Source organism: Microbulbifer mixtoriginis (SeqCode) (assembly GCF_052468275.1).
Window position 1 is genome coordinate 999,093 of the sequence record NZ_CP174341.1, and the last position, 23,711, is coordinate 1,022,803.

17 protein-coding genes are annotated in these 23,711 nt (G+C 47.2%); 11 read left to right on the forward strand and 6 right to left on the reverse strand.

The genetic code is table 11. From position 1 onward, the window contains the following. Positions 1-21 precede the first annotated feature (21 nt). The 6 genes from ACJJIC_RS04520 (at position 22) to ACJJIC_RS04545 (ending at position 7,783) form a co-directional block, all read left to right on the forward strand. Positions 22-708: an ArsR/SmtB family transcription factor gene (locus ACJJIC_RS04520; RefSeq protein ID WP_444910718.1), complete on the forward strand. Its 687-nt coding sequence runs from the start codon at positions 22-24 to the stop codon at positions 706-708. A gap of 175 nt (positions 709-883) precedes the next feature. Then, positions 884-1,507 (forward strand): GDSL-type esterase/lipase family protein, encoded by a 624-nt coding sequence (locus tag ACJJIC_RS04525; RefSeq protein ID WP_444910717.1) that lies wholly within the window; start codon positions 884-886, stop codon positions 1,505-1,507. Between the two features lie 141 nt (positions 1,508-1,648). Continuing rightward, on the forward strand, positions 1,649-3,040 hold the full coding sequence (locus ACJJIC_RS04530) for a pyridoxal phosphate-dependent decarboxylase family protein (protein ID WP_444910716.1): 1,392 nt from the start codon (positions 1,649-1,651) through the stop codon (positions 3,038-3,040). A 177-nt stretch (positions 3,041-3,217) separates the two neighbouring features. After that, a complete protein-coding gene (locus ACJJIC_RS04535) occupies positions 3,218-3,568 on the forward strand; it encodes a hypothetical protein (protein WP_445356523.1) in 351 nt (116 codons plus the stop codon). 65 nt (positions 3,569-3,633) lie between these two features. After that, on the forward strand, positions 3,634-4,569 hold the full coding sequence (locus ACJJIC_RS04540) for an alpha/beta fold hydrolase (RefSeq protein WP_445357878.1): 936 nt from the start codon (positions 3,634-3,636) through the stop codon (positions 4,567-4,569). A gap of 1,384 nt (positions 4,570-5,953) precedes the next feature. Next, positions 5,954-7,783: a VCBS domain-containing protein gene (locus ACJJIC_RS04545; protein WP_445356524.1), complete on the forward strand. Its 1,830-nt coding sequence runs from the start codon at positions 5,954-5,956 to the stop codon at positions 7,781-7,783. A gap of 316 nt (positions 7,784-8,099) precedes the next feature. Here ACJJIC_RS04545 and ACJJIC_RS04550 read toward each other — a convergent pair whose 3' ends face one another. Continuing rightward, positions 8,100-8,876 carry a DUF2884 family protein gene (locus tag ACJJIC_RS04550; RefSeq protein ID WP_444887439.1) on the reverse strand — a complete coding sequence of 259 codons (777 nt, stop codon included), beginning with the start codon at positions 8,874-8,876 and terminating at the stop codon, positions 8,100-8,102. Positions 8,877-9,072: 196 nt separating this feature from the next. Between ACJJIC_RS04550 and ACJJIC_RS04555 the strand changes: the two genes are divergently transcribed. Beyond that, positions 9,073-11,466, forward strand: a complete 2,394-nt coding sequence (locus tag ACJJIC_RS04555; RefSeq protein WP_445356525.1) for a zinc-dependent metalloprotease — start codon at positions 9,073-9,075, stop codon at positions 11,464-11,466. A gap of 66 nt (positions 11,467-11,532) precedes the next feature. Here the strand turns inward: ACJJIC_RS04555 and ACJJIC_RS04560 are convergent, their stop codons facing one another. Together ACJJIC_RS04560 and ACJJIC_RS04565 are read right to left on the reverse strand one after the other, a co-directional pair. Next, positions 11,533-12,357 (reverse strand): transglutaminase domain-containing protein, encoded by an 825-nt coding sequence (locus tag ACJJIC_RS04560; protein WP_445356526.1) that lies wholly within the window; start codon positions 12,355-12,357, stop codon positions 11,533-11,535. 4 nt (positions 12,358-12,361) lie between these two features. Then, complete coding sequence (locus tag ACJJIC_RS04565; RefSeq protein WP_252083660.1) at positions 12,362-12,592, reverse strand: DUF350 domain-containing protein; 231 nt, start codon at positions 12,590-12,592, stop codon at positions 12,362-12,364. A gap of 124 nt (positions 12,593-12,716) precedes the next feature. Here ACJJIC_RS04565 and ACJJIC_RS04570 point away from each other — a divergent pair, with 124 nt between their 5' ends. After that, positions 12,717-13,604, forward strand: a complete 888-nt coding sequence (locus ACJJIC_RS04570) for an SPFH domain-containing protein (protein ID WP_445356527.1) — start codon at positions 12,717-12,719, stop codon at positions 13,602-13,604. Positions 13,605-13,876: 272 nt separating this feature from the next. Here ACJJIC_RS04570 and ACJJIC_RS04575 read toward each other — a convergent pair whose 3' ends face one another. The 3 genes from ACJJIC_RS04575 to ACJJIC_RS04585 all read right to left on the reverse strand — a co-directional run bounded on the left by ACJJIC_RS04575 (position 13,877) and on the right by ACJJIC_RS04585 (position 19,250). Further along, positions 13,877-15,379 (reverse strand): S8 family serine peptidase, encoded by a 1,503-nt coding sequence (locus tag ACJJIC_RS04575; RefSeq protein WP_445356528.1) that lies wholly within the window; start codon positions 15,377-15,379, stop codon positions 13,877-13,879. A 320-nt stretch (positions 15,380-15,699) separates the two neighbouring features. Then, the gene (locus ACJJIC_RS04580; protein ID WP_444910708.1) at positions 15,700-18,519 is read right to left on the reverse strand and encodes a M16 family metallopeptidase; all 2,820 of its coding nucleotides are present in this window, start codon (positions 18,517-18,519) and stop codon (positions 15,700-15,702) included. Between the two features lie 332 nt (positions 18,520-18,851). Beyond that, positions 18,852-19,250 carry a globin gene (locus ACJJIC_RS04585; RefSeq protein ID WP_252083656.1) on the reverse strand — a complete coding sequence of 133 codons (399 nt, stop codon included), beginning with the start codon at positions 19,248-19,250 and terminating at the stop codon, positions 18,852-18,854. Between the two features lie 464 nt (positions 19,251-19,714). Here ACJJIC_RS04585 and ACJJIC_RS04590 point away from each other — a divergent pair, with 464 nt between their 5' ends. The 3 genes from ACJJIC_RS04590 (at position 19,715) to ACJJIC_RS04600 (ending at position 23,131) form a co-directional block, all read left to right on the forward strand. Beyond that, the gene (locus tag ACJJIC_RS04590; protein ID WP_445356529.1) at positions 19,715-20,878 is read left to right on the forward strand and encodes a phosphoglycerate kinase; all 1,164 of its coding nucleotides are present in this window, start codon (positions 19,715-19,717) and stop codon (positions 20,876-20,878) included. An 88-nt stretch (positions 20,879-20,966) separates the two neighbouring features. Next, a complete protein-coding gene (fba, locus tag ACJJIC_RS04595; protein ID WP_252083654.1) occupies positions 20,967-22,031 on the forward strand; it encodes a class II fructose-bisphosphate aldolase in 1,065 nt (354 codons plus the stop codon). A 119-nt stretch (positions 22,032-22,150) separates the two neighbouring features. After that, positions 22,151-23,131 (forward strand): alpha/beta hydrolase, encoded by a 981-nt coding sequence (locus ACJJIC_RS04600; RefSeq protein ID WP_444887433.1) that lies wholly within the window; start codon positions 22,151-22,153, stop codon positions 23,129-23,131. The last annotated feature ends 580 nt before the right edge of the window (positions 23,132-23,711 follow it).

Sequence of the window (23,711 nt, forward strand, 5' to 3'; positions counted from 1 at the left end):
AACGAACTATCTGGTGTGTCTATGGAGCCTGATATATCTCTGGTGGCGGGTTTGATTGGTGATAAGACTCGCTCGAAAATGCTAATGGCACTGATGGGTGGCAAAGCCCTGACGGCAACTGAGTTGGCCTGTGAAGCTGATATCAGTGCTCAGACAGCGAGTACGCATTTATCCAAACTCACCGAAGGGGGTTTACTGGTGGTGCGTAAACAAGGGCGTCATAAGTATTTTCAATTGCGCGATTATGAGGTAGCAGAGTTACTAGAGAAACTACTCAATATCAGTAGTGCTCCGGTGCAAGGAAGTATTGATACTGGTCCTAAAGACCCCGATGTTAGGAAAGCTCGAATTTGTTACGATCACCTGGCAGGAAGTCTCGGCGTAGCCCTATACGACTCTCTAATGGCAGAAAGTGTCATCATCGAAGAGTTTCAGAGTACGAAATTGACTGAAAGCGGCAAGAAATTTTTCCGTAATCTAGGTGTTGATATTGGTGGATTGAAAAATACTCGGCGTCCATTATGCAAGTCTTGTCTAGACTGGAGTGAGAGACGCAATCATCTGGCTGGCACCCTGGGTCAATGGATATTAGAGGATGCATTTCGAAAAAAATGGGCACGAAGGAGGGTGGATTCTCGTGTGATTGATTTCTCGAGCCTTGGGCTTAAGAAATTCCTGCATAACTATCGAATATCATTTGATTGTTGAATCTTGGTGCAGGCGGTAAGTGGGTATATTAACCGCCTGTTAAATGATAAATTTAATGCTATTTTGAATGGCGGCTCTTTAAGACCTTGTTTCATATATTGTTGGAGCTCTATTTTTTATTGGTGATGACCTCTAGCGAATATATATAAGTTAATTTACCTTATAGGTTATTCTTGTGAATAGAAGAGTACCCCAAAAAATCGCTTTTATTGGTTCCAGTTCTATCTATGGTCGAGGTGATACCGAGTTGGGCGGTTTTGTGCAAAGGATTCGTTTCCGCTTCGAACCTTTGAATCCCAAAAACCTAGTCTACGCCCTGGGAATATTTGGTGAAAATGTTGTATCGCTTACTCAGCGGGTATCATTGGAACTTTCTGTGAGAAGGCCACATTTAATAGGGCTTTACCCCGGTTTTAATGATATTTGTCGCATTGGTGGAGCAGAAGCACAGAATACGGTAACTCTAGATTTTTTTCGTCAAGCGATGTTAGAGCTACTGCAAGCATCTAATTCGATTGCCCCCAGCTTTGTAATGACAGGTATTCCTTTCGATGAGCAGAGAACAACGCCTTACCGTAACAGTGATAGTTATTTCTTTCGTAAAGATGCACAGCTTTATAGTCAGGTGGTTAGAGAAGTTGCCTTTAATGAGGGAGTCCCTGTGCTGGATTTTGAAAGTTTATGGTGCGCACTTGAGATTATTCCACTGCTTTCTGAGGATGGTCTCCATGCTAACCCGGCTGGGCATCAGTTACTTTGTGAGCAAACCTGGGATTTTATTTCGAGAAATTATTTATAGAATGCCTACTTTGATTAGATATGCGTTGAAGTTCTTTCAACGGTTTATATCTGATCGATATTTTTAATTTTTGTTGCGAAATTTCCATTGTCGCCTAAGAATGTTGAAGAAATTTGATAAAAGGAAGTATGAGGTGGATAGATGGGAAACAATAAAGTCACCAGTAATTTAGAATCGTTGAAAGCTCTATCTGAGGCAGCGCGGTGTGCTGAGGAGTATATTTCTGGTATTCGAGGACAAAGAGTCAGCCCATCATCTTTGGAGTTGGCTGAGTTGGAAAGATTAAACTCCTCCCTGCCTAACAAGGGACAGGATGCTCAGCAAGTGATTGCAGATCTCCATCATTACGCCTCCCCCGCCACTGTGGCGAGTACCGGTGGTCGCTTTTTTGGTTTGGTGGTTGGAGGTTCCACACCTGCGGCAATGGGGGCCTCTATTTTGAATGCGGCCTGGGACCAGGTAGCGGTACTCGAATCATCGGCACCATCGGCCATTTACTTGGAGCGAATAGCCGCCCAGTGGCTGCTGCAATTATTAGAGTTACCAGAAGAAAGTAGTGTTGGATTTACCACTGGTTCCTCTATGGCAAACATGGTGTGTTTGGCTGCAGCGCGCAACCGTCAATATGAGAGAATGGATATTGATTTGGCGAGAACGGGGCTCGCCGGAGCCCCACCACTGAGGATTGTCGTCTCTGCAGAATCACATGTCACAGTGCATAAAGCCCTTTCGATTCTCGGTATTGGCAAGAATCAATTGGTGGAGGCTCCTTGTGACAATCAGGGCCGTGTGCGAGTGGACACTTTTCCCGAGCTGGATGAAACCACCATCGTGTGCTTGCAGGCAGGTAACGTGAACTCTGGTCATTTCGACCCCTTTAAAGAAATTATCCCGATGGCCAGGGCGGCCGGGGCCTGGGTACATGTAGATGGCGCCTTTGGCTTGTGGGCGGCGGCATCACCCAAACAGCGGCACCTGACTGCGGGAGTGGCGTTAGCGGACTCCTGGGCGGTGGATGGGCACAAATGGCTAAATACACCCTACGACTGTGGTGTTGCTATCTGTAGTGAAGCCCAGATGGTACATCGTGTTATGACTACTCAGGCGCCATATTTACAGGCTGGGGTTCAGGTGCCACCGAAGGATATGGTTCCCGAATTTTCCCGCCGTGCCCGAGGTGTTGAGGTCTGGGCGGCAATTCAGGAGATGGGCAGCGAGGGGGTGGCCGCTCTGGTGGAGCGGTGCTGTGGATTTGCCCGTCAGTTTGCTGATGGACTGGCCAAATTAGGCTTTGAAATTCTCAATGAGGTAGTGCTGAATCAGGTAGTGGCCAGTATCAATGATGAATCCGCTTTGCAACAGATTGTGCGTATAGTGCAGGAGGAGGGTGTGTGTTGGTTTGGTACTACTGTGTGGCAGGGTAGAGTGGCGTTACGTCTCAGTGTCTCGTCCTGGGCAACTTCGGCAGAGGATATTGCTTTGTCACTGGATTCTATTCGTCGAGCAATGGAACAGGTGCTTGAGGCCAAGTGATTCTAATTCCCGCTTGGAGAGATCAACTTTTGGGCGTTGCCACTCTGTGCGGTGGCAATACTGACTAAGCGTTGTGCTCGTTTTCCCTAGAGGATTCAGAACTCCACTGCTGAATGCAGTCTATCCTTCTGGTTGGCCCATGAATTTTAAAGTGGGCTGAACTGAGAACATTGGCGCATGGAGCAGATGAGCGATTACCCAAGAGCACTGGAAATCACCTTCGATTCGGTGCGCAATGTTGGCTTGGCTGCAGCCTTGCTGGGGGCCGCAGCGGTGATTATTCAGGCTCCCTCTCTTGCATTTAATCTCAATTGGTTGGCCTATACCGAAGCGGCACTGCTGGCTGGCTTATCTGCAGTATTGCAGTTAGTAAATCTTGGCGCCTGGTTTCTGTCTATGCGTCGCCTGGGCTATAACCGGTTTTGGCTTACCCTGGCCGGTGGCCTATTTATGATTTTATTGATGCACCTTTATGTGGTTGTTGCTTCGACCAGTCTTAAAGGACTGACTTTCACTTCGATGAATTGATGCTTTATCAGATCACACCGTTTTTATAGACAAGCAGCACGGGCCAGGGAGACCCTGTCGTGAGTATGACATTCTGGATTGTTTTAATACTTTTACTGATTTTTGTCTGGTTACTGGGGATCGCTTTTTTTAGCCCAAATCTGAACCGTAATGAATTGTCCAATTTTTCCTACAACCAGTTGGCTTTTGCCGATGGTTTCTCGGTGAATTATCGGGAAGTTGGCAGGGAGGGGCGTCCGTTGCTGTTGTGCTTTCACGGTGGTGGTGATTCCTTAGGGGGTTGGGGGGAGTGGGCAAAAGTTTTGGCTAGGGATTACCACCTGATATTGGTGGATCTCCCTGGCCATGGGCTCACAGATCCCTTGCCGGGGGGCACCTATACCCCCAAACACCTGGCGGATTTTATTGGGCGCTTCATTGAGGCAATGGGCTTAGAAAAGTTTGTGTTGGTTGGCCATTCCTTTGGAGGCAACGCAGTATTGCGGTACCTGATTGAACATCCCGATGCTGCAGAGGCTGCCATCTTGATTGCACCGGGTGGTTACCAATGTGGCAAGGGGTTGGAAATGCCTCCGGCTATGGCACGATTTGTACTTAGTCACTGGGGGCGACGCTTTGTCTCTCATCTGGGTAGCCGTGGGTTGCTTAGAAGAATGTTAAAAGCACGGTTTTTCTACAACCCAGCGGCGCTGCCTGAAAAAATGGTGGAACGTATCTACCTCCTCTCCCGTTATAAAAAAAACCGGGGAACAGTTCTTAATTTGGTGGCTAATGCCACTGTAAATTTTCAACCACTTAACGGTCTTGAAAATATCAAGACTCCCACTCTGTTTATTTGGGGTGCGGATGACCACATTATTCCCTTGGAGGTGGGTCGCTATTTTTTAGGTAAAATATCTGGCAGTCAATTGATAGCTTATGAAAATATTGGGCATATGGTTCATGTTGAAAATGCAAAAACCAGTGCCGATGATGCAATTAAATTTATCAAAGGATTGTAGTGATTTTTGCTAAAGTGAAAAACAACTAAAAGTTTAGTGGGTGCCTACCTGGAATTTATGTTTATTTTAATGGTAGATTAAATATTCATATGGATTGTTTACCTGCTGAAGTTCAGTTTTTGATAAGAATAAATAAAAAGTTAAAGGTGAAATATATTTGTGCTAGCTGCTGGCAATGTTGGAATTGGCGAAAGTTCTTCAGTTAATCCTATTAATTTTCCCCCATCGCAATATGGCCCAAGACTTGGATTGGCTCAGTAAAGTATTGGTGCTATGAAAGCTATGGATATGTTTAGGATAGTGAATTTTGTCATGCGGAGACACGTGGTTATTAGGCACCGCTTTGTCATGGGGGAATCCGCTATGCGGGCCGTACTGTGGCGGAAGGCGATAATATTGTTGTTTCTAGTAATCCTACCTATAACAATGGCGCACATGTTGTGGTGTGTAATTATTTTTCCTTGGTAGATAAAAGACACCGTATCCCATTAGTTAATGGTTTAAGCTGTGAAGATTTTAGAATCTGCCAGAATTATGCTGTTTGCTCTTGCGTTGACAATATGTGTACAGGGGGAAAGCCAAAGATTGGAATGTTTCAGAAAAAATAATTTTGTAGATCATTATGGCGATGGTTTGGATGGAGGTGTTGTACCTTGGATTGTTTATAACCCTTGGCGATCATCACTACAAGTGACTGAATTTAAATATAGTTTAGCTGACAACAAGGTAATTTACCCTGGATTTAATATATCAAGAATGGTGGTGTGCATCACTATAAGATATTTCGTGATGAGGATTTCCTGGCAGAACTCGCCATCTAAGTTACAGTGATTTAGAAGCGAAATAATATAAACTGTCGCTATAGAATAATTGCTGTAGACCATGCTGGATAAGAGAGGCCTTCTGGTTGTCTGGATATGCTCCCTGAATAAATTGAGAAAGTACTTGCCTTAGGTTAAGTAAGTTAAAGGTAAATAAGTGCCAATTTTTTATGAGGTCTAAGCTTTCTTTATAATGTGAGTATGTATCATTTTTGTTTTCTTTTTGAAAGTGAAAGCTCTTTGAAACTTATATGATATCTGTTTGCCAAATGAGTTTATAAATTGAAGGGTTTAATTAAAAGCTAAAAGTTTTCTATCTATTTATATTTGGTTGTTTTAAAAGTGTGCATTTGATGAGTAAGATGTGTGGGTGGGATCTCTATTAAGTAGCGTTCTTTTTTCTCGTTCATGTGATTTATCTTTTTCTATTGTTCGTTAATTGGAAACAAAGTTAAGCCAATATTGAAACAATAATATCTAATAGATTTCACAGAATAGAGGGCCATCATTAATATAATCCGCCGGGATTTATACCAAGCACAACTATATTCACCGAGACTGATATGAGTGAGCTATTTAAGCTGATCACAGCTATTTCTTTATCCGCATTTCTGGTTGCCTGTGGAGGGGGCGGAGGCAGCTCTAATAGTGAGAAAGTTAATAATCCTGGGGTTATTGATAATAATGGCGGTGGGACCTCTGATCCTGATCCTGATCCTGATCCCGATCCCGATCCCGATCCCGATCCCGACCCTAGTCCCGATACTATTAGTGGCGGTGAAGGTAGCGTTAGCGAGGATAATGAGACTTCTACCTCTGGCAAGTTGATTGATAGCGTTGATGCCGAGCAAACTTTTGGAAAGCTTAATGAATGGGGAAAATACGGTCTGCTTGATGTTTCTCTTGATGGTACCTGGAGCTATACCCTGGATGCGGGCCTGGCTGACCCCTTAAGCGCTGATGAATTGGCAATTGATGAATTTATGGTTGGTGTTGGAATAGGTGATGACATCACATTAATTACTATTCAGGTGACAGGTGCGGATGATGCTTACACTTTTAGCCCCGAATCCCCTCTTGCTACTTTACTCGTGGGGAGCAGTGAAGAAGCCAAGGGTACTCTGAGAATCATAGATGTCGACAGCAATACCCCAGGATTTGTTGAGAGTAGCATTGCTGGGAATTATGGTGATTTTAGTATTACCGACGTCGGTGACTGGGAATATACCTTGAATGACACAGCGCAGAGTCTCAGTTCAGGGGGTGCGGTCACAGATACCGTCACTTTCACATTAACTGATGGTGCTGAAAAATCTGTTAATTTTTCTGTTGTTACTGTTGACCCTAATGGCAATGGATCCTTTGAGCTCTCATTGGAGCAAAAGCGCGTAATGCTGGATACCCACAATGAGTATCGCCAAAGGTGTGCTATGGGAGAAGCTGGAGAGGGTAACGGCCCAGAGAGTTCCGGTAATATGCAGACACTTTTCTGGGATGAGGCTTTGGCCAAGATGGCGAAGGAGAGAGCTTCTGCGTGTTATTTTGGACACTTTAATGAAGCGGAGGGAATTAGGCAATCTTTCGATAAAGTTAAAGATGAAGTCTCTTTTGTGTTGCCAGCAGGTAATATTGAAATTGGAGAGAATGTTTCAATCAATATTTTCAATCCGCCGGCATCGCAATATAGCGCTGAAACATGGGCTGGTTCAGTTGAATCCTGGTACGCTGAAAGTAATTCTTATGATTGGGATATGAAATTTTGTCATGATGAAACATGCGGACATTGGGCCCAGGTATGCCATGGAGAAACCCGCTATGTAGGCTGTGCTGTAGCGGAATGCGATAGTATTGTTGGTTCTAATAATCCTGCCTACAACGATGGCGCACATGTACTGGTCTGTAATTACTTTCCTTCGTTGAATAAAGGTGACATTCCCTTCACTGATGGATATGGATTTAAAACTTGCAGGACGTGTCTTAATTATGACCTTCCTTTCTGTGTAGACAATATGTGTACCGGAGGAATAGCCAAAAACTGGAATGCTTCTGAGAAGAAAAATAAGAATATTGATCAATGTACCGATGGCTTAGGTAGGGATATAGTACCCTGTACTTATGGTAACCATCCTCCGCCCGCTCAAGTTACGGGGTTCAAATATACGGTCTCTGATTGGCAGGTAAATTTGTCCTGGAATGAAACCATCAGGAATGGTGGTGTGCATCATTATAAGATCTTTCGTGGAGAGGAACTTATAGATAAAACACGTCAATTATCCTATAGGGATTCTGATGTGGAGCAGGATGCTACTTATCGATATAAAATCATTGCGGTAGACCATGCTGGTCAGGAAGGCTTGCCTACTTATTTGGATGTAAGTACTAATTCAAATTAGTGAAGAGTAAAAGTTAATATGATTTGAGGGCGGGGGAAGCCAATATATGGTGGAGTTCAAGCTCTCAATTCATAATTGCTTAAAAATTTTACTGGCCGAATATTACTTTTATATTTTTACTGTTGAGTGTTGACTGGTTATTGCATAAAAAATAATTTTAATGGGATATTCAAGTTGGATTTACCTACAGAATATTTTCAAGTGCTTTATCATTAGATGATGGCCAGCTTTACCTCCTAAAGCAAATCGAGGGAGTTTTCCTTAGATAAAAAAAGGCCGCATAGCGGCCAGGTTTGGGGGGATAAAAGAGGTAGAATTATTTTATTTTAACCAAGTCGTAATCACCCAATGCGGGCACTGTCAGGTGAATTTTTGATTCCAGTCGGTCGATGGATTGCAGGGAAGCACATAGCTGCTCCGCAGTGTGTTCAATTTGCTCAGCGCGTTGTTCCAGTAGTTCTTCCGCTTCCTCGGTAACACGCTCCTCAATACTCTGACCGCCAGTGAAGGCTGCCTTGAGTGCGTGCCAGGCAATAGTTCCTGCGGCATCCTTGGCCAAGCGTTCGATGCGGGGCTCAAATTCTTTGGAAATCGTCTCGTCGATAAAGTTACCAATCTCAGTATCGCCGAGATAGTAGATTTCTCCCTCGCGATTGAGACGATCTTCGGTGCGCTGGATTAAATCTGCAGAGAACTGCTTAAGCTCTTGATTTTCTGGATGATCTGGCCCGGCCAGGGCGCTAATAGCAATAGATAAGCCATCCATAGCGATATCTACGGCCTCTAAAGTGACTAGCAAGGTATCACGGCCGGCTGCATGCAGTTTTTGGCGATATTCCTGTAACAGCTCTTGTTGTTGATCATCCAGGGTGATCATGTCTCCATTTACTATTAGCTGTGCAGGTGAGTGAAAAGACACCAATTGCTGCTTATCGCTATCCTCGTGTATTTCGAAAAAATCGGACCCCACTTTTACGGTGTAATCCAGGGTGGACTCACAGTTGTCAGTATCGATATGAATGGACTCAAGTGCCATAACTTGGCTGGCTCCACCCAGGCTGATTAGGGCTGATATCGCAAGTGGCTTCCACATATTTATATCTCTGTATTGTACCTTTCCCATTGAGACGAGGTAGGGGCTGTGAATAGATGCAGAGAATAGGAAAAAATTGCAGGTTATTTTTTATACAGATCGGGACTTCTCTAAGTGCTACCCTAGGCCGCGGTTCAATGCGGTGATGGTGCTGCAGGGTATTGGCTCTAAATAATTAAGAATTGGGGGATGGCAAATGTCATTCAGCAGGCAGTTGATGGCTCTGTGCTTAGTGTTGTTAAGCACAGTGGCTCGGTCTGGAGATATCGCCGAGTACACGGCGGATATGCGCAAGTACAGTGGTTATCACGATTTCTATTGGGATGAAAACAGCGGTCGGGTGCTGTTGCAGATTAATGAGTTTGAGCGTGAACTGCTGCTTCTCACCGGTCTGGCCCAGGGGCTTGGATCCAACCCTGTGGGTCTGGACCGCAATCAGATAGGCGAGAGCCGTTTGGTTAAGTTCCAACGTGTGGGTAACAGGGTGCTAATGCACCAAGTGAACGCCAACTATCGCGCTGAATCAGAAAACCTGGCAGAACGCCGCGCGGTGGAGGAGGCTTTTGCCTCTTCTGTGCTCTGGGGTTTTGAAACCTTGGCACAGGAGGGTGGCGTTGCCCTGGTGGACTTTACGCCTTTCCTGCTCAGCGATCAGCACGGTATTAGTGCTCGCTTGAAACAGGCGGAGCAAGGCAATTACTCTGTGGATAAGTCCAAGTCCGCAATCTACTTGCCCCGCACCAAAAATTTCCCCAAGAACAGTGAGTTTGAGGCTCAACTGACTTTTTCTGGTAGCAAGCCAGGTAAGTATTTGCGTGAAGTGGTGCCAACTCCCACCCTGGTTTCGCTGCGTCAGCATATCTCCCTAATAGAGCTTCCTGATAAACAGTACCAGCCGCGGGTATTTCACAGCCGCAGCGGTTATTTCCCCTTCACTTTCCGTGATTACGCTACGGCAATTGACCAGCCTCTGGATCAGCGCCTTATCTACCGGCACCGCCTGGAGAAAAAACCGGGTAGTGATGAAGTGGTTGAGCCTATTGTTTATTACGTGGACTCCGGTGTGCCGGAGCCTGTACGCAGCGCGTTGGTAGAGGGAGCCAGTTGGTGGAACCAGGCTTTTACTGCAGCCGGTTATAAGGACGCCTTCCGCGTGGAAATCTTGCCGGAAGGTGTAGATCCGCTGGATGTGCGTTACAACGTAATCAATTGGGTACACCGCTCCACCCGTGGTTGGTCCTATGGGTATTCTGTTTTTGACCCCCGTACCGGCGAGATTCTCAAGGGTAATGTAACTCTGGGCTCCCTGCGTGTACGCCAGGACTTTCTAATCGCCCAGGGGCTTTTGCAGCCCTATTCCGATATATCTGCTAATACTCAGGCCTTGCAGGCGATGGCGTTAGCTCGAATTCGTCAGCTGTCTGCTCACGAAGTGGGGCATACCCTGGGTCTTGCGCATAATTTTGCCGCGAGTGCCGTAGAGCGCGCTTCCGTGATGGATTATCCGGCGCCGCTGATTGCTCTGTTGGGCACCGAGCTGGATTTCTCCGAGGCATATGCCACTGGTATTGGCGATTGGGATAAGTTAGCAATTCGCTATGGATACGGAAACAGCGGGGAGGAACAGTCCTATCTGGATAGCATCATCGAAGAAGCGGAGAAGCAAAAGCTGCGCTTTATTTCTGACCCCGATTCCCGCACGATAAACAATGCTCATGCAGCCTCCCATTTATGGGATAACGGCAGGGATCCCCTGGAAGAGTTCAGCCGTTTAACCGAGCTGCGCCGCCATGCTCTGGATAATTTCTCTCGCGCGGCAAATCCCAAATCCGCGCCTCGCTCTGACCTGGAGGAGACCCTGGTGCCAGTTTACTACGGGCATCGCTATCAGGCCGAAGCTGTGGGCAAGTTGATTGGTGGGCTGGATTACGATTACTTATATAACGGCGCTGAGCAGAATAGCTACACGCTAGTACCGGCTGAGCGCCAACAGCAAGCCATGGATGCGCTAGTTGAAACTCTGTCGCCAGAATTTCTGGCATTGTCAGAACAGGTTCTTCAGCTAATTCCCCCCAAATCCTATGGTTATGAACGCACCAGGGAGAGTTTCCCCTCTCACACCGGAGTCGCCTTCGACGCAGTGGCTTTGGCCGAAGCAGCAGCGGGTCACACCCTGTCGATCCTGATGGACCCACAGCGGGCGGCACGTATGGATCAGCAGAATGCACGTAGTAGTGAAATTCCCGCATTCGATAGTTTATTAGAGCGGCTTACCACGGGAGCTCTGGATAATGAACAGTATTCCGGTTTACACGCGACAATTCACCAGCGTATCAACCATGTATACATCCAGAAGCTGATGCTGCTTGCTGGTGATCGTGCAGCTGCCGAATCGGTACGAGCCAAAGCACAACTGCAGCTGGCAAAATTCCAACTGGCGCTTGGACAGAAAAAATTATTTGGTGATGATTCGCAGGGATACAATGCCCATTATTATTTCCAAGCCAAACGCATTGAATCTTTTATGCGCGGTGAACTTGAAGTAAAAGCCGGGGATATTAAAGCGATGCCACCGGGCTCACCAATCTGAGTCTTGTTGCGTTTGAGATTAAGCCTGGGATCACCCGGAATAATTACCGGGTGATCCCAGGCAAGATCAGCTGCGAATGAACTGAGATTTTTTTATCCAGTGGCTGCCGCGATACTTTCTCGTAGAGGCGGAATTGCGTTTTGCCCAGAAGAAATGGCGGTTAAACTGGAACTCTACTTCATAACCTTCTGCCAGGGCTGCCAATGGCATCGCTTGCCAGCTGGTCTGACGCCGCTTGCTGGTGGCTTCTAGTAGGTACTCCTGGCCATCCAAGATGGCAACTACCCAGGCGTGTCCCTGGCCTTTGTGTGTCCCCAGTGCTACTCGCGCGTCCACGCCCAGCTCAATCAGCCAGTCGGCCAGTAAGATGGCATGATCTTCGCAGTCGCCGCGCTTTTGATAATAAGCCTGACGGGATGTCTGCCAGATATCGGAAAGTCCGGCATATTGCAGATGGTCGTACTGATACTCCTTTTGCATCGCCAAAGTATATAGCGGTACCCAAAGCTTGCGGGTTTGGAAAGGCTTGAAGCCCACCAGGTAGCTATTGGCAAAATGGTGCTGTTTATCCAGCCCTCTTGCAGTAGCTGTGACTGCCTCCAGCCCTTGCCAGTTCCAGATGGAAACCTGTGCGCTCTCCTCAAGAGAACGCTTGGCCACTACCTGTTGGATTGTTTCTTCCGATAGTGGATAGCTGGTACCCACTACTCTTACCACCCCATTTTGGCGATCTATGGTGTCAGCGTTAGTAGAACCATAGGCCCTACTTGCTGAATTGAGGGGCTGCTCCGACGAAGGTTTTAATTCAGGCTCTTGAATTGTATTGCGTAGAATTTCTGGCAGTGTTAACAGCACAGAGAAAATAAGCAAGGGGACAATCCATTTATACACGTTTTTACCCTTTCAATCCGAAAGAAATAATGATGGCAACAAAAATCAGAATTGTGGACGCAAAGATAGAAACTGCGATATTGCCATTTTTCAATTCACCTTCGATGTCTACTGTACGTAGCAGTTTTTTGTCGATTGTTATTAAGGCGATTATTCCAATAAAAAGAGCCAAAACTGTGTAGATTAGGTTGATGCCGAGATTAAATAGTGTTGCGGTTATAAATTCTAATTGCATATTTTTTATTTCGATAAATCAGATTTAAATTTTTATCGATTGTAACATCTTTCACTTAATTTCTCTGTCTTGTTGTATGTGAGTAAATGCAATATCTTGTTTTTTTTATTGATTGGTGTTGAAAATGCGTTTTGTTTCAGTTGCGGGCCTGGCGGCTTCCCTTTTTATGTTGTCCGCTTGTGGTGAGCGGGTAGAAGTGCCGCCTGCACATGTTGGCAAGGTGTTAACGGAGAGTGGCTACAAGCCCGAAGTGGTACCGCCTTCCAAGTTTCGCTTGGATATGTGTATGTTTTATTGTGACAAGTTGGTCACAATGACAATTGCAGACTTTGGTCATTTGGAAAAATTTAAAGTCTTTATGCCCAAAGATCAGCTTAATATGAGCTTTGATGTACGTATGACCGGTGCCATCAGTAGAGAGGCTATCGATAGTGTTTTCGATCGTATTCCGCCTGACAATGACAATATTTCGGTAAATCGCGTTTATGGTACTTATGCACAGCCGGTAATTAGAGATGTGGTACGCCGTGTTGTAGCCAAGTACTCCATCAATGAGATTGCTTCAAGCCGAGAGTCTCTGAGCCACGAGCTGTTTAATGAGGTATCCAAAGCCCTAAAAGGCACACCCATAAAGATTAAGCGTTTGGGACTGGCGGATATACAATTTCCTAAGGTCATTACTCAGGCTAAAGAGCGTGCGGCCGAGCGCCGTGAACTCATAGAGCAGGAAAAAGCTCAATTTCAGATTCAGAAGATACAGATGGAGCGCGATTTGGAGAGGGAAAAAATGAATCGTGCCATTGCCCGTGAAAAAGCGATTGGACAGAAAGAGGTCAATGATCTGCTTGCCAAATCGGTGACGGATAAATATCTGGCTTATAGAACCTTGGAAGTCCTAGATAAAATGGCTGAGTCAAACAACAAGGTATTTTTGCCTGTAGAGGCATTGGGGACCATCGGCATGCAACACGCGGTTCTTAATGATCAAGTAAAGCAGGTGGCTGGTAAATAGTGTTTGTAGATAAAGGCTAGAAGCAACTTCTGGCCTTTTATAACCTGGCGAGCAGATTTTTGTTGGGGAAATTGGATACTTATAAAATATTAAACATTATGTAAGTATTTAGAGCTTCTATTTCTGGAAAGCTATAGCTCAGAGCACACTTGGCTGTTCCCGCAATAACAGGCCATATTATTTCAGCTGCTGACTGCTAATTCTAATCAGAGGATGAATCCTTCCCAAAGGAGGAGCAATAAGCTCCCCCATCTGAGAAGGTTTGATCAGAATTACATGGAGCCGGTGCAACCATTGGCCGCCAGGTAATCAAATGCGGCTTTGGCCTGAACCAAGCCATAACCATAGGCATTGTCACGGCCAGCATCACCCAGGTCCTCTGCGGTAACATGCAGGGCTGTGCGAATTTCGCTATTGCTACAGTTCGGGTAGTGGCTCCAAACTAGAGCAGCTACACCAGCGACATGTGGGGTCGCCATGGAGGTGCCATTAAAGTAGGCGTAATCCTGTGCTTCGGTCTCGATAGTGGCACTGGCACCCAGCTGGGTTAATAAAGCGCTGCCATCCGCATCGGAAATACCTACGGAAGGAATATGAGTCTCCACGCCACCATGGGTACCGTAAAGCATTCCGGGTACGTTGTTGTAGATGATCGCTCCAACACCACCACCGGCTTCACAGTTCAGAACTTTATCAGCAAAGCTGATATTGCCACGTTGAATTAGACAGATTTTACCTGCTGCGCTTACGCAGGCAGATTCAGCGGTACCACAATCTTCCAAGGCTCCGGTAATCGTCCCAATGGGAGTACCAGTCATAGCTGCGGCTTCGACTTCAGCCCCTGCTACTTCCAGGGTGGCTGCTTGGCCGCTGCCAGTGGGGATGGAGGACAATACCTGCACGCCAGGCCCGGCGAGTTCAACCTGGTTGGTTTGCTGGGAGAAACCTGCGATGTTTTTGCCGCTGTCAATCGCTGCTACGGAGACAACGGAGTTGTAAGAGGCCGGGTAACTATGGCGGGTATTGCCATCATTACCAGCGGCGGCAATTGAGAGAATGCCGCGTTTATTGAGATTATCGAAACCGCGTCTCTCAAAGAAGCTAGCTCTGTCACCACCGAGGCTCATATTAATTACATTTGCACCATTCGCTGCACAATCTTCTGCAGCGGCAATCAGGGATGAAGAGTAAGCCCAGCCATCAGCACCAAATACTTTGACGATGTGCAGATTGATATTGCTGTTAGGCATTACCCCCACAACGCCAGCGTTATTATTCATGGCGGCAATAGTGCCGGCTACATGGGTACCATGGCCATTTTGATCTTCATACCAGTTGCCAGTACCCTCTGGATCGTTGCTACCAGTAACGGCATTGCCTGACAGGTCTTCGTGGGCCAGGTCGTAACCGGAATCAATGATACATACGGTACGGTTGCCAGCTTGTAAATCGCTGAGTTGGTCTGCCTGTACCATAGGGATACCGTAAGGTACTTCCTGAGACAGTGGATAACGTTTCAGATCCTCTTCAATAAAGGCGACATTGGGGTTCCTGCGTAGTGCCATTAATGCTTTTGACGGCAGGTGTGCGGCCATAGCGTTATGGTTGCGGACGTCAAGCGCTTTACGGCCGCCGTTTTGCTGAACCAGAGACCTGACGGACTCCCCCTTGCCTTCTTTGAATGTAACGATATAGCGCTTGTCTTCGGCAGTGGCAGATGCCGCTAGGCTTAATGCCAGGGCGCCGCTGGCAAATATCGAAAGGGCCTTTTTCATGAGTTACTCCTTAACAGATATTATTTTATTTTTGGGAAAAGGAAATCCTTACGGGAAGCAAATCCCGCCTTTCCCCGTCATGAAAAATAACAACCTTTTAGTTTTTGAGGAATCAAAAACGTGCTTTTTATTTAAAAAAATATATTTTTAATAGCTGGTTAAAAATTGGCGTTTTTTTCATTGAAAGGTTTTCACTTGAAAACGTTTCTTTACGGCGGGTATAAAAATAAAAAATAATACTTAAGTATTTAAATTTAGTTTTAAAGGTGTGTGAATTAGAAGCCAGGCACACTTTTGTGTGCCTGGTCAGTATTAGGGGGCTAGTTCAGGGTTGTTTTTTCTATCGGATTGCCATTGGTGTCGATTTCAATAATCTGACCAATGTTAAGTTCAAGAATACCGTTTTCTATTTTGCTTTTATCACCAACAATCACCCAGATAAACTGATCTGGCTTAATAGTGTCCTGGGCCAATTTGTGTATTACCTGAAGGTTTACATTGCGGATTTTTTCTGCATAGCTATCCATATAATCCAGAGGGCGGTCATAAGTGATTATGCTCGAAACTGCACTGGAAACAGCTTTAATGGTTTCAAAGCTGCCTGGTAACTCATTGACACTTTTATTTTTTACTTTTTGCAACTCCTCTTCCTGAGCTGGTTTGTTGCTGATATAACTGCGCAACTCAGTCTGCAGTTCTAGCAGGGATTCTCTGGTTTTATCTGTTTGTACCGGTGCATAGATCATTAATGGCTGCTGGCCTTTCGCTCCCGTTAAAAAGGAATAAGCCCCATAAGCCCAATGCTTATCTTCGCGCAGGTTCATATTTAGGCGAGCGGTGAATGTGCCGCCAAAAATATCATTCATCATATGCATCGCATCGCGCTCAGCAATCTTTTCGGAGGGCGCCAGCAAGCCGCCAATAATAATACTTTGTTCTGCGTCAGGCTTGTTAATTAGATAGACACTGGCTTTTTGAGGATGTGCTACTCGTGTAAGGTTTTTCTGGGGCCGGGGACTTTCTGGTGCGCTCCAATCGGCAAAATGCTGTTCCAATTTCTGTGTTAATACCTCGAGGGTGATATCACCAACGGCAACTAGGGTGGCATTGTCTGGGCGCAGCCAAGTTTTATGGTAGTCCACCAAGTCATCACGATTTAATGACTCTATAGAAGTCTCTGTACCGGAACCGGTAAATGGTACGCCGTAGGCATGGCCCTCTCCATAAAGTAATGGCGGTAAGCTGCGTAACGCCATTTGTACTGGACGAGTTTTTTCTTGTTGAATAGCAGCGATCCAGCGCGACCGTTTACGTTCAATTTCCTCTTCTGAGAAAGCCGGGTGCATAACAATGTCGGCAAATAGAGCTAGGGAGTCATCTAAGTTGGTTTTCAAGGCATTGAGGCGCACGGTAGAAGTGTCGATGTCGGCTCCTGCGCCAATATGAGCACCCAGTATTTCCTCTCTCGCACTGATCTGCAGTGCATCCAGTTTGCTGGTGCCCTCTTTCAGCATGGACATCGCATAGCTGGATGTGCCCAATTTGTTGCCTTGATCTGCGGCATATCCGGCATCAAACTGCAGGCGTAGATCCACGACAGGTACAGAGTTTCGTTCAGCCAGGACTACTTTAAGTCCGTTAGAAAGCTCGGCTGTTTGTAACTTGGGGAAGGGTACACTGGGGAAATTGCCCGTCTCAGGTAGTTTGCTGCGGTCAGCCCCGCTTTTGGTTGCTTTGTATTCGGGGAAGGGCAGAACCTCAAGATTGTAATCACCACTGGACAGCCATTTCTGTGCAGCTTCACGAACCTTTTGTGGGGTGATTTTTTGTTTCTCACTCAGTGCATCCAGATAGGCATTGGGGCTGTTTTTATAGAGCTCGCCACGGGCAAGGAGTACCCCTTTACCGCTCCAGCCTCCGACTTGCTCGAGGCTGCGCACCATTGAGGCGTATTCGCTCATATTTACCCTGGCCAGCTCCTCCTCGGTTGGTCCTTCGGCAAGGAATTTCTCCAGCTCTTCCTCAATGGCGGCCTCCACCTTAGCAGGCGCTACACCGGGCTTGACGTCTGCGGTAATAGGGAAGATGGAGGAGAGTTCGAATTCATGCAGGCCCACGCTGATATTGGTGGCGATTTGGTCCTTGTAAACCAGACGCTTATACAGGCGTGAATTCTTGCCGTCACCGAGCACTGCTGCGGCTAGAGCAATAGCATTGGCGTCTTCGTGGGTGAGGTTGGGGGTATTCCAGACTTTATACAGGCGGGGCTGGGCTACGCGGTCGAACATTTGCTCGCGGCTGGATTGATCCCGTTTTGCAATCCAGGCCTTTTTCTTTATTAGGGGAGGGCCGGCGGGGATATCGCCAAAGTAGTGGCTCACTTTAGCCTTGGCCGTTTCCACGTCGATATCGCCAGCTAGGACCAATACGGTATTAGCTGCACCATAGTATTGTTTGAACCATTCATGCACATCCTCAAGGGTTGCGGCATTGAGGTCTTCCATCGAGCCAATGGTGGTCCAGGAGTAGGGATGATTGGCGGGAAAGATCGCTTTTTGCATACGCTCCCAAACTTTGCCGTAGGGTTGGTTTTGCCCTTGGCGCTTTTCATTCTGTACCACCCCGCGTTGCTCATCGAGCTTTTCCTGGGTAATCACTCCCAGTAAGTGGCCCATTCGATCGGATTCCATCCAAAGGGCCATGTCCAGTGCGTTGGTCGGTACAGTTTCAAAGTAATTGGTACGGTCTAGCCAGGTAGTGCCGTTCATTCCTGTGGCACCGGCCTGCTCAAAAGGTTTGAAATACTCGTCGTTGTAATTTTCTGAGCCGCTGAACATCAAGTGCTCAAATAAATGGGCAAAGCCTGTGCGCCCAGGTTTTTCATCCTTGGAACCAACGTGATACCAGACTCCCACGGAAACAATGGGAGCTTTGCGATCTTCATGAACGATAACGCGCAGGCCATTCGGCAGGGTAAATTTCTCGAAATTGATGGAAAGCGGAGCTGTGGCACTTGCTGTGGAGGTTAATGCTGAGCTGAGAGAGTTTTGTTCGTGATTATTATTTTCTGGTGCTTTTCCGCAGGCAGATATAGCCAGAATCAGTGTCAGGGGTACACTGTACTTTCGTACAATTTTCATAGTATTTCCTTGTCGAATAATCCTAATAATCGGTATTGGGGGCGCTTTTGAGTGGCAGGCAATTAACGCTGAGTCTCTTATGGGTTTCTTATTATAAAATTTTTTCTGAAAACAGATTGGCTAATTGTTTGCTGCTTTCTCCATGAATACGACACTAGTTCATGGAGGAGTTACCTGTGCAATACGATCTAAAGAGTTAGTGGGTCTGCTGTAGACCTATATTGATGCACGATGAATTGAGCTTTATTACTGAGTTCTTATAGCGGGCGAGGGAGCACCTGGCAAATACGCTGCTTTACGTGTAGGTGGCTCCCAATAAAAAGCCTAATGACTTAGTAGGCTTGGCGAATGATATCGATTCCTGGTGTGATGGCACGGTTCCATGCCGCTTCGATCTCAGGGGAGAACGCACTGTCATGTTGGCGTAGGGTGGCTATCAGGGCATCCAGCCACAGGCGGTACCATTCTGGGCGAATATTATAGCCAGTGCGGTCGTGGCTTTTACCCAGGGCGCGCAGTTTGGTGTCAGACATACCACGGGAGTAAAGCACTAATTGCATAATGCCGTTACGCAACAAATGCCGCTGGGCCTTCATATCTGTATTGGCAAACAGATTGCGAATATCCGCGGAGCTGCCCATAAAGCGATCGTAAAAGTCCTTAAAGAATTCCTCATTGTTGCAGCAGCGTCCGTAACTTTGAAAGACTATATCGCTGTCGGATTGTTCCATAGGTAAGAAATCTCCATATGTGCCCCGCCGCTACCGTGGTATACGCCGGGTCTTGTGTAGTAGTGCTTATTCGATGGGGTCGGCGATTCTAGCGGTGTGGCTTTTCAGCGAAAAGAACTTTTGCATCAATGGGTTACAGAGCAGAGAGGCAAGAGAACACGAGTCGTAAGGATGAGGCTGGATCTCTCAAGCCATAGGTTCTAGTTGAGTCTTTCGTGCAGCTTCTCTGCCAAATACCTAGCTCGCGTATGGAGTTAGGAGTTTATATGAGCGCGGCTATAAGTTTGGCATTAGGTGTCTACAGGTGCTTCTGCCAAACAGGCTTAGAGTGAATTTCGATCTTTTCTGGCTCTGACATTAAAACTGCCATGTTTTTCCTTGTTTAACTGTCGGCAGTGGTGCGGCGCAGTTGATATACTCCGCGCCCACATTTTCAGTTAATCGAAGTAGAAGAGGATTGGCGAATGGCGGTCAAATTGATGACAGATCTGGAGCTTGCGGGTAAGCGCCTACTAATTCGCGAGGACTTGAATGTACCGGTGAAAGATGGTCGGGTAACTTCTGACGCCCGTATTCGCGCGGCGCTTCCCACTATCCAGGCCGCCATTGATGCTGGTGCCAAAGTACTGCTGATGTCCCACTTGGGCCGTCCTACAGAGGGGGAGTATGCGGATGAATTCTCCCTGGCTCCGGTAGCTGCGCATTTAAGTGAACTACTCGGTCGCGAAGTGGCCCTGATCAAAGAGTGGCGCGATGGCGTCGAGCTGGCTGAGGGCGAGGTGGCGTTGCTGGAGAACGTGCGTTTCAATGCCGGCGAGAAAAAAGACAGCGAAGAGCTGGCTAAAGCTTACGCGTCACTCTGCGATATTTTTGTAATGGATGCCTTTGGCACTGCGCACCGCGCTCAGGCTTCCACACACGGTGTGGCCAAGTTTGCTCCAGTCGCTTGCGCCGGTCCATTACTAGCAGCCGAACTCGATGCTCTGGAGAAGGCACTGGCTGAGCCAGCCCGTCCATTGGTTGCGATTGTGGGTGGTTCTAAAGTGTCTACCAAGCTCACCGTATTGGAGAGTCTGGCGGATAAAGTAGACCAGCTGATTGTGGGTGGTGGTATCGCCAATACTTTCCTCGCCGCTAGCGGCAAGCCGGTGGGCAAGTCTCTCTGTGAGCACGACTTGGTGGATACCGCCAAAAGTTTGATGCAGAAGTGCGATATTCCTGTGCCCGTTGATGTTGTGACCGGTAAGGAATTCAGCGAAGCAGCTGTAGCGGAAACCAAGGCCGCCGATGCTGTGGCTGAAGACGATATGATTTTTGATATTGGTCCACAATCTTCTGCAATGCTGGCGGAGATTCTTAAGGGCGCGAAAACCATTATCTGGAATGGCCCTGTAGGCGTATTCGAATTCGATCAGTTTGGCGCTGGCACTGAACATCTGTCTAAGGCCATTGCCGATAGTGATGCCTTTTCTATTGCCGGCGGCGGCGACACCCTTGCGGCTGTGGATAAATATGGTATTGCCGATAAGGTATCTTATATTTCCACGGGCGGTGGTGCCTTCTTGGAATATGTTGAAGGCAAGAAGCTGCCCGCGGTAGCCATCCTGGAGTCCCGCGGCGAAGACTGAGTACCCAATAATGCCCTCCTCTTAAATGTGGAAGGCAATAAAAGCAAAAAATTACAAATACGACGAGTAGACGAGAAAGGAATTTAATATGGCTCTTATCAGCCTACGCCAATTGCTGGACCACGCTGCCGAGCATGGTTACGGCGTACCGGCCTTCAACGTAAACAATTTGGAACAGATGCGCGCGATTATGGAGGCGGCCAAGGAAACCGACTCCCCAGTAATCGTGCAGGCCTCCGCCGGTGCGCGTAAATACGCCGGTGCGCCCTTCCTGCGTCATCTGATCCTGGCCGCCATTGAGGAATTCCCGGAAATTCCAGTGGTAATGCACCAGGACCACGGCACCAGTCCGGCAGTGTGCCAGCGTTCTATCCAACTGGGTTTCAGCTCCGTGATGATGGACGGCTCCCTGCGTGAGGACGGCAAAACCCCGGCTTCCTACGAATACAACGTTGATGTTACTCAGCGCGCAGTAGATATGGCACACGCCTGTGGTGTTTCTGTTGAGGGTGAACTGGGTTGCCTGGGTTCCCTGGAAACCGGTATGGCCGGTGAAGAGGACGGTGTTGGTGCTGAGGGCAAGCTATCCCATGATCAGCTGCTGACCGACCCGGAAGAGGCTGCGGACTTTGTACAAAAAACTAAGGTGGATGCCCTGGCAATCGCCTGTGGTACCAGCCACGGTGCCTATAAATTTACCCGCCCGCCTACTGGTGACATCCTTGCTATTGATCGTATCAAGGAAATCCACGCGCGTATCCCAGGCACCCACTTGGTGATGCACGGTTCTTCCTCTGTGCCTCAGGAGTGGCTGGCGGTAATCAATGAGTTCGGTGGTGAAATCCCCGAAACTTACGGTGTGCCGGTAGAGCAGATTTGCGAAGGCATCAAGCACGGTGTGCGTAAGGTCAATATTGATACTGACCTGCGTCTCGCCTCCACCGGCGCCACCCGTCGTTTCCTGGCCGAGAACCCGTCAGAATTTGATCCACGCAAATTCTACAAGGCTGCTATGCAAGCTATGAAGGAAATTTGTGTTGCGCGTTACGAAGCCTTCGGTACCGCCGGTCAGGCCAGCAAGATTCGTCCGCTCAGCCTCGATGCCATGAGTGAGCGTTATGCCGCTGGCGACTTGGAACCGCAAATCAAGTAAGCGCTTACTTATTTTGCAGTGAAGAAAGGCGGACATTGTGTCCGCCTTTTTCATATTTAAGTCATTATTCACTCAGCCTGTCTCTTCCCACCCAGTGAAAATGCAGTACCATTGGTTCAATGGAAACCTTGCAAGACATCAACACCTACGAAAGTAGCCCGGTAATTCAGCGCCCGGACTACTCGGCTTTGCGGCAAAAGCTGCCGCAGCTGGACTTTGCCAATGATACGGCACCGTTGCTGACTGAGATGCAAGATTACCGAAATTTTTACGACTTACATTTTCCTCTCTCCTATAAAACCGGTGTCGGCACTTTTACTGCGGCGGGCTTTGAGCTGGTGTCCCAATATTGGCTGGTTGAAAAACCACGCGGTACCTTGTTTATCTGCCATGGTTATTTCGATCATACCGGTATTTATGGACCAGCGATTCGTTTTGGCCTCGAGCGCAATCTCAATGTGGTGATTTTCGATTTTCCTGGTCACGGACTCTCCAGCGGCGAGCGGGTGGCTATTCAGACTTTCCTGCAATACCGCCAGGTATTTGATCGTCTTTTATCGGTTGCCGAAGGGAAACTACCCAAGCCTTGGCACGCCCTGGGGCAAAGTACTGGTGGTGCTGCCTTATTAGCGCACTTGCAATACAGTCGTAGACAGCCACTAGATAAGGTTTTTCTGTTGGCTCCTCTGGTGCGCCCGGCCAATTGGCTTCTGGTGAAATGGAAGTACTATCTTGGACGCTTGTTTATTAGTGAACCCAGTCGAGAGTTCACGATTAATACCCACGATGCCGAATTCTCCCGGCGCCAGGCCCTGCGCGACCCCCTGCAATCCAGGGTAATTTCCATGTGTTGGCTCGGCGCCATGGTGGATTGGATCAAGACTTTCCCCAAAAGCGCACGCAATCCACGCAAGATCTTGGTGGTACAGGGCACCGGTGATGGCACGGTGGATTGGCGCTATGATATGCGCGCAATTCGCGATCGTTTTCCGCATTGCCACCGAGTATTAATTCGCGGTGCCCGCCACCAAATGATCAATGAAACCCAGCCCTATAGGCATCAGATACTGGCTGCTATGGATGACTGGTTAAATAGATAGGCTAAAAGGCCTCTCATTCCCCAATTTTATCTATGCTAATTTTCCTCTGATCTTCTCATATTATTAATTTGAGAGGCTTTATTGGGCTCGGTAATTCTATTGATTGAGCCTTTCATCACATGTTTCATGTTTTTCAAAGTGAGAGGGAGATTCTTACCAAAGGATTTCTCCGCTAATTAGGGAGGTGAACAAGGGTAAGAAAATGATTGAGGGGGAAAGAGTCGAGAGAGGCGAATTTCTTTCTCAAGTAATATGTACTTTATTTCAGCTCTTAAGGAAAAATCATAAGTATTTACAATTCTGTGCGGTGTCGGCAGTCTACTGACACTATTCCATGGCTGAAAAATTATGATGGATTGTTGTTGGGATCTTGTGGCTTAAACAGAAAGGCCCGTTGTAGATGTATTTTAATTCTGAAAAAAATTGAATGAGTTGTTAATTTTTAGAAAGTAATTTTTTTGGAGTTGCGCTAAAAAATTTAGTAAGGCCTATAATATCTGAAGTGAAATATAAGGTTGAAGAAATACCCTATTTTTGAGAAAAGCAACTATATTGGTGATAGTTAAAGTGCTTGTTGATG